The 6,881-nt window shown below is 67.9% G+C and carries 6 protein-coding genes; 4 read left to right on the forward strand and 2 right to left on the reverse strand.

The window, feature by feature from the left end; genetic code table 11:
- Positions 1-15: 15 nt before the first annotated feature.
- Both AC6LKG_RS19510 and AC6LKG_RS19515 read right to left on the reverse strand, forming a co-directional pair.
- A complete protein-coding gene (locus AC6LKG_RS19510) occupies positions 16-1,533 on the reverse strand; it encodes a tripartite tricarboxylate transporter permease (protein ID WP_498167075.1) in 1,518 nt (505 codons plus the stop codon).
- 3 nt (positions 1,534-1,536) lie between these two features.
- Positions 1,537-2,022, reverse strand: a complete 486-nt coding sequence (locus AC6LKG_RS19515) for a tripartite tricarboxylate transporter TctB family protein (RefSeq protein ID WP_498167078.1) — start codon at positions 2,020-2,022, stop codon at positions 1,537-1,539.
- Between the two features lie 344 nt (positions 2,023-2,366).
- Between AC6LKG_RS19515 and AC6LKG_RS19520 the strand changes: the two genes are divergently transcribed.
- From AC6LKG_RS19520 to AC6LKG_RS19535, 4 genes are all read left to right on the forward strand, one after another.
- Positions 2,367-3,752, forward strand: a complete 1,386-nt coding sequence (locus AC6LKG_RS19520) for a sensor histidine kinase (protein WP_498167080.1) — start codon at positions 2,367-2,369, stop codon at positions 3,750-3,752.
- Positions 3,749-5,068 carry a sigma-54-dependent transcriptional regulator gene (locus AC6LKG_RS19525; RefSeq protein ID WP_498167083.1) on the forward strand — a complete coding sequence of 440 codons (1,320 nt, stop codon included), beginning with the start codon at positions 3,749-3,751 and terminating at the stop codon, positions 5,066-5,068. The genes AC6LKG_RS19520 and AC6LKG_RS19525 overlap by 4 nt, the downstream gene beginning before the upstream one ends.
- Positions 5,069-5,224: 156 nt before the next feature.
- The gene (gene ku / locus AC6LKG_RS19530) at positions 5,225-6,217 is read left to right on the forward strand and encodes a non-homologous end joining protein Ku (protein WP_498167085.1); all 993 of its coding nucleotides are present in this window, start codon (positions 5,225-5,227) and stop codon (positions 6,215-6,217) included.
- Positions 6,218-6,219: 2 nt separating this feature from the next.
- On the forward strand, positions 6,220-6,881 hold a 662-nt coding region (locus AC6LKG_RS19535), incomplete at its 3' end, for a DNA polymerase ligase N-terminal domain-containing protein (protein ID WP_498167087.1).

A 6,881-nucleotide genomic window follows, 5' to 3' on the forward strand; every position in this document is an offset into this window, starting at 1 on the left:
GCGTTGTGTTGACGATCAGGATTGGGCCTGCTGCTCCATCGCGCGCACCTTATAGCGGTTGCGGACGGTGGAGTAGGCCAGCCACAGTGCCAGCGCGAAGATCGCATAGACGAAGGCGGCGCTGATCGGGCGGTCGATGAAGATGCTCAACTGGCCGCGCGACAGCAGCAGGGCGCGGCGGAAGTTCTCTTCGACCATCGGCCCCAGCACGAAGCCGAGCAGCAGCGGGGCGGGCGAGAAATGCAGCTTCAGGAACAGGTAGCCGACCATGCCCAGCACCAGCACCATGCCGACATCGAACAGGCTGTTGTTGGTGCTGTAGACACCGACGCAGACGAAGAACAGCGCCGACGGGAACAGATACTTGTACGGCACCTTGAGCAGCTTGGCCCACACGCCGATCAGGGGCAGGTTCATGACGACCAGCATGACGTTGCCGATCCAGAAGCTGGCGATCAGGCCCCAGAACAGGTCGGCGTGCTCGGTCACCATCTGCGGGCCGGGCTGGATGCCGTGGATGATCAGCGCGCCCAGCATCAGGGCCATCACCGAGTCGCCCGGGATGCCGAGGCTCATGGTGGGGATGAAGCTGGTCTGCGCGGCCGAGTTGTTGGCCGCCTCGGGGCCGGCGATGCCCTCGATGGCGCCGTTGCCGAAGCGGCTCGGAGTCTTGGATACGCGCTTTTCAACGGCGTAGGACATGAACGAGGCGATGGTCGCGCCGGTGCCCGGCAGGATGCCCAGGATCGCCCCGATGGCGCTGCCGCGCGCGATCGGCATCGCCGATTGCTTGATGTCGCCCGGCTCGGGCCGTACGGACATCTTGACGGCGCCGCCGACCGTGGTGGCCCGGCCGATGCGGTTGACGTTGGCGAAGAAGTCGGCCAGGCCGAACAGACCCATCGCCAGCGCCACCAGTTGCACGCCATCGCTCAGTTCGATCACGCCGAAGGCGTAGCGGATGGTGCCGGTATTGACGTCGGTGCCGACCACGCCGATCAGCAGGCCCAGGAACACCATGGCCACGCCCTTGATAGCCGAGCCCTTGGCCAGGGTCGCGCCGGCGAACAGCCCCAGCATCATCATCGAGAAATACTCGGCCGGACCGAACTGGAAGGCGACTTCCACCAGCAGCGGCGAGAACAGGATCATGATGATGATGCCGACGCTGGCGCCGATGAACGAGGCCAGCACCAGCATGAACAGCGCAGAGCCGGACTTGCCGCGCCGGGCCAGCGGGTTGCCGTCCAGGCAGGTGACGGCGTGCGACGGCGTGCCGGGCAGATTCAGCAGGATGCAGGTGATGCCTCCGCCGTACTGCGCGCCGTAGTAGATGCCGGCCAGCATCATCAGCGCCGCCACCGGCGTCATGGCGTAGGTGAGCGGCAGCAGGATGGAGATCGCGGCCAGCACGCCCATGCCGGGCAGCACCCCGATCATGTTGCCCATGAAGACGCCGAAGAGCGACCAGAGCAGGTTTTCCCACTGGAAGGCGACGGAGAAGCCGTGCAGAACGTTATCGAGCAATTCCATTGCTTACCCCCAGCGCAGCATCGGGAACTGCAGTTGCAGCGCCCACGAGAAGACGATCGCGCCGAACAGCGTCATGGCGGCGGCCAGGATGGCGGCGGATTTGTACGTGTTGGACGTATCCCCCAGCGCGGAAACGAACACCAGGGCGAAGGTCGCCGGCAGGAATCCGAGGTGCTGGCCGAGCACGATGAACAGCGCGATGCCGGCGGCGATGCAGGCCATGCCGCGCAGGCGTTCGCGCCGGGTCGGCTGCGGCAGTTGCTCTTCGAGCTGCTCTTCCCGCATTTCATCGGGGTCGGGGCTGAGGGGGATCAGCACGCCCAGGGCGACCAGGAAGCATCCCACCAGCATCGGGAAGTATCCCGGGCCCATGCGGGCGAGTTCGCCGATGTTGTATGAGGTGGCCTCGAAGAGGGTCAACGCGCCGCAGAGGGCGATGAATGCGCCTCCCCATAGATCGCGCTTTCTTGAGAATATGGTGCTGCCCATGGCGTGCTCCCCGTTTTTTGTGGATGACAAGACCGCGGGCCGTGCGGCGCATGACCCGGGGAGCCGGGACTTTAAGGAGGGCGGCTTGCATTTTGCTTTCGTTCGGCACCCCCCTGTTTGCGGGATAACCATGAGGCCGAGGGTGTTGGCGCGCGGGTGCGTAACGCAGGGTGAACAGCGCTATATCTAGATGTTCACGAAAGTGAACATTTCCCGATGAAATACGCGGTAAACCAGTGTCGGCACGATTCTTGCCTGCCGTGGACGCATTTGCGAAATCTTGCAAATTGGACGGTGCAAGCGACCACGGCATAATCACGTTTTTGCTGTCATGCGCGCCGATCATGCTTCGCTTGCCGCTCACCGCGCGGATTCCGCTCGCGGTTTCCCTGTTGTTCCTGGTGATCTCCGCCGCGCTGATATCGCTGGCGCTGCACGGCCTGTCGCGCCAGTTCGACAGGCAGGTCGCCAATCTCGGCCAGGTCTACCTGGACGGGCTATCGGCGGCGATCCTGCCGGCGGTGCGCGCCAACGACGGCGGCCAGATGACCGACGTGCTCAATCGCGCGCTCGACACGCACCTGGGGGTGGTGGACCGCACCCTGGCGGTGGTCACGGCCGATCACCGCCTGCTGGCGCACGTGGCGCGCTATCCGGAAGTGGAGCCCGTGCCCCTGGCGGCATTGCAGGGCGCATCCGGCAGCCTGGTCAGCCTGCGTTCCGAAGGCGTCTGGACCTGGCGGCTGCTCGACAGCGCGCAGCCGCGGCTGGGGACGCTGGTGGCCAACCTGGACGTCAGCGAATTCCTGCAGCAGCGGCGCGAACTGGCGCTCGAGCTGGGACTGGTGGGATTGGCCGTCAGCCTGTTGGGCGCCGCGCTGTGCTATGGCATGGCGCGGCGGTTGCAGCGCCCCATCATCTCGCTGACGCAGGCGCTGCGCGCCGGCCGCGAGGACCAGCCGCGCGAGATGGCGGTGCGCACCGGCGATCCGGAGTTGCAGGAACTGCTTGCCGCCTATAACTGGATGGTGGCGAGCGTGCGCGAGCGCGAGGCCTTCGCCCAGCGCCACGCGCACATCGAGCGCGAGGCGATGCTCGGCCGCATGTCGGCGGCGCTGGCGCACGAGGTGCGCAATCCGCTGGGCGGGCTGCGCACCGCCGTGCAGACCTTGCGGCAGTTCGGCGATCGCGCCGAGGTGCGGCAGGAGTCGCTGGGCTTCATCGAGCGCGGGGTCGAGGCGTTGCAGGCGGTGGTCGATGCCAGCCTGCGCACGTTCCGGCCCGGGGCTGCCCAGTTGTGCCGGGCGGACATCGAGGATATCCGCCTGATGGTCAGGGCGCAGGCGACGCGGGGCGCGGTGCAGGTCGTGCTGACCTGCGCCGGCATGGACGACGCGGCTTTGCCGCTGCCGGCAGGACCGGTGCGCCAGGTGCTGCTCAACCTGGTATTGAACGCGGTGCAGGCATCGCCGCCGGGGGGGCGTGTCCTTGCGGTGGCCCGTGCCGGCCCGCGCTGCCTGAGCCTGCACGTGACCGACCATGGCGCCGGCCTGCCGCCGCATGCGCATGCCGCGCTGGCAGGCGGGCCCGCCGGAGGCGATGGCATGGGCCTGGGGATCGTCGCCGAGTTGGTGCGGACCCTGCAGGGCCGCGTGCGGGTCTGCCACCCGGGACCAGGAACGCGCATCTCGGTGCGCATTCCGCTGTATCAGGAAGGAAAGCCGGCGTGAACGACAATATTCAGATATTGCTGATCGAAGACGACCAGGTGCTGGGCGGCGCCCTGCTGCAGCGATTGCGGCTGGAAGGGTTTTCCACGCAGTGGGTGCAGAGCTGCGCACAGGCAGTGGAGTGGTTTCGCCGCTCGCGCCAGCGCCCCGCCTTCGTGTTGGCGGACATCCGTCTGCCGGATGGTTCCGGCGAGGACCTGTACCGGCGCCTGATTCCCTATCTGGCGCAGGCGACCGTGGTGTTCGCCACCGCCTATGGCGAGATCGCGCAGGCGGTCCGGCTGGTGGCCGCGGGCGCCAACGATTACCTGACCAAGCCCTACGATACGGACGCGCTGGTGGCGCGCATGCGCGCGGTGATCGCGGCGCAGCCTGCCGGCGCGCCGGGCGAAGTGCGCGACAATCCCTTCCGCTTCGATGATCCGGCGAGCCCGCTGGCGCGCGAACTCGAACGCCTGGCGGCCAGTTCGCTGCCGCTGCTGCTGGAAGGCGAAACCGGGACAGGCAAGGACCGGGCGGCCCGCTATGCGCATGCCCGCTCGCCGTTTACGGCGGGGCCGTTCGTGGCCGTCAATTGCGCCTCGATCACGCCCGAGCTGGCCGAGAGTCTGTTGTTCGGCCACGCGAAGGGCGCATTCAGCGGCGCCAACGCCTCGCGAGAAGGTTTTTTTTCCGAGGCGCAGGCCGGGACGCTCTATCTCGACGAGGTGGCCGAACTGGCCCCCAAGACCCAGTCCGCGCTGTTGCGGGTGCTGGAAAACGGTGAGTACCGGCCGCTGGGTGAAATCCAGAGCCGCCAGACCCGCTGCCGCATCATTGCCAGCACCTGCGGCCCGCTGGACGCCGAGGTGGCCGAAGGGCGTTTGCGGGCGGACCTGTATTACCGCCTGGCGGTGGCGCGCCTGGTGTTGCCGCCGCTGCGAGAACGGCCGGTGGCCCTGGAACCGTTGGCGCTGGCCCTGCTGCAAGAGTCGCCCCAGGCCGTGGGCAAGCGATTCTCGGCCGCGGCGCTGCGGGCGTTGGGCGACCATGACTGGCCGGGCAACATTCGCGAGATGCGGAACCGGATCGCACGGGCCGCGGTCATGGCCGACGGTCCCGAGTTGACCGCCAGTGACCTGTTTCCCGAACTCAAGCTGGGTGGCGCGGCCGACCTGGCGACCCGCCGCAGCCATGCCGAACAGCGCGCGATCCAGCAGGCCATCGCCGAGTCCGGGGGACACCTGGGCAGCGCCGCGAAGCGGCTCGGCATTTCGCGCACGACCCTGTGGAAGAAGCTGCGCGCCACGCGCGAGGACGACGCCGGCCAGTCGTAGCGGCCCGGGGGGCCGTCGGCACGCGGGCACGCCGCTTGCTGGGGGGCAAGATCATGCCGGCGTTGGCGCGCACGCCCAGCGCTGCGACAATGCAGGCAGGCGGTCAACCCAAACAGCGGACGGGGCGGCAGCGGCGCCCCGAAGGAGAGCGGCATCATGGCGACGCGAACCATCTGGAAAGGCGCGATTTCGTTCGGGCTGGTGCATATCCCGGTGGGCCTGCACACGGCCACCACCGAATCGGGCATCGACTTCGACTGGCTCGACAGGCGCTCGATGGATCCGGTCGGCTACAAGCGCATCAACAAGCGCACCGGCAAGGAGATCGACAAGGACGATATCGTCAAGGGCGTGGAGTACGAAGACGGCCGCTACGTCGTCATTTCGCCCGAAGAGATCGCCGACGCCTATCCGCGCACCACCCAGACCATCGAGATCCAGCAATTCGTCGAGGCCGGCGAGGTGCCGTTCCTGTACCTGGAGCGGCCCTACTACCTGGCGCCGATCGACAAGGGCCAGAAGGTCTACGCCTTGCTGCGCGATACGCTGGCCAAGGCCGGCAAGATCGGCATTGCCCGGGTGGTGATCCAGACCAAGCAGCACCTGGCGGCGCTGATCCCGGCGGGCGATGCGCTGGTGCTGAACCTGATGCGCTGGGGCGACGAGGTCAAGGCCGTCGACGACCTGGACCTGCCCAAGTCTGGCGCCAAGGCCTCGGCCCCCAGCGCCAGCGAATTGAAGATGGCGCGCATGCTGGTCGATGACATGTCCGGCCACTGGGACCCGGAACAGTACAAGGACGAGTTCAAGGCCGCCGTCATGGACCTGGTGGCGCGCAAGGTCAAGGCCGGCAAGACCGAGACGGTGATCGAACCGCGGGAGGAATCGCCGGCTTATGCGGATAACGTCATCGACCTGACCGAATTGCTGCAACGCAGCCTGACGGGGCGGGCGCAGGGCAAGGCGCCGAACGGGGCCGCGCGCCGCACCGCTGCGAAGAAGGGCCGGCCGCAGGCGGTCAGGAAGACGGCGACCAGGACGGCGGCAAAGACCACCTCGAAGACGGCTGGCGGCAAGGCCGCCGGGAAAGCGGCGGGCAGGGCGGCGGGCAAGGCCGGCGCCTCGGCCAAGACCCGCAAGGCGGCGTGACCATGACCGATGCCCTGGCGAAGTACCGAGCCAAGCGCGATTTCAAGGCCACGCCGGAGCCGGCCGGCGGCGGCCAGCCCAACGAGGCCGCGCGCGCCTTCGTGATCCAGAAGCACTGGGCCAGCCGGCTGCACTATGACTTCCGGCTGGAGCTGGATGGGGCGATGAAGAGCTGGGCCGTGCCCAAGGGGCCCAGCTACGACCCCTCGGTCAAGCGCATGGCGGTGCAGGTGGAGGATCATCCCATCGCCTACAACCGCTTCGAGGGCGAGATCCCGCAAGGGCAGTATGGCGCCGGCAAGGTGATCGTCTGGGATCGCGGCACCTGGACGCCGGTGGGCGATCCGGCCGACGGTTACCGGCGCGGGCACCTGAAGTTCGACCTGCAGGGCGAGAAGCTGCGGGGCCGCTGGGCGTTGATCCGGATGAAGGGCCGCGAATCCGAAAAGCAACCGCCCTGGCTGCTGGTGAAGGACCGCGACGATTTCGCCCGCGCCGAAAGCGAATTCAGCGTGGTGGACGAGCAACCCGACAGCGTGGTTTCGCCGCCGGCGGGCGGGGGTGCGGCGCCCCCCGCCCCCCCCGGCGCAGGGCCGGGCGCCGGCTCCCCCCCCCGCCGCGTCTATACGTCCGACAGCTCTGTGGATCGCCACACGTGTGCTTG

The organism is Achromobacter sp. 46006, assembly GCF_059761975.1.

Bases quoted from the DNA above. Each gene is read 5' to 3' on its own strand.
- AC6LKG_RS19520 (WP_498167080.1), top strand. From the start codon at position 2,367: ATGCTTCGCTTGCCGCTCACCGCGCGGATTCCGCTCGCGGTTTCCCTG.
- ku (WP_498167085.1), top strand. From the start codon at position 5,225: ATGGCGACGCGAACCATCTGGAAAGGCGCGATTTCGTTCGGGCTGGTG.
- AC6LKG_RS19515 (WP_498167078.1), bottom strand. From the start codon at position 2,022: ATGGGCAGCACCATATTCTCAAGAAAGCGCGATCTATGGGGAGGCGCA.
- AC6LKG_RS19510 (WP_498167075.1), bottom strand. From the start codon at position 1,533: ATGGAATTGCTCGATAACGTTCTGCACGGCTTCTCCGTCGCCTTCCAG.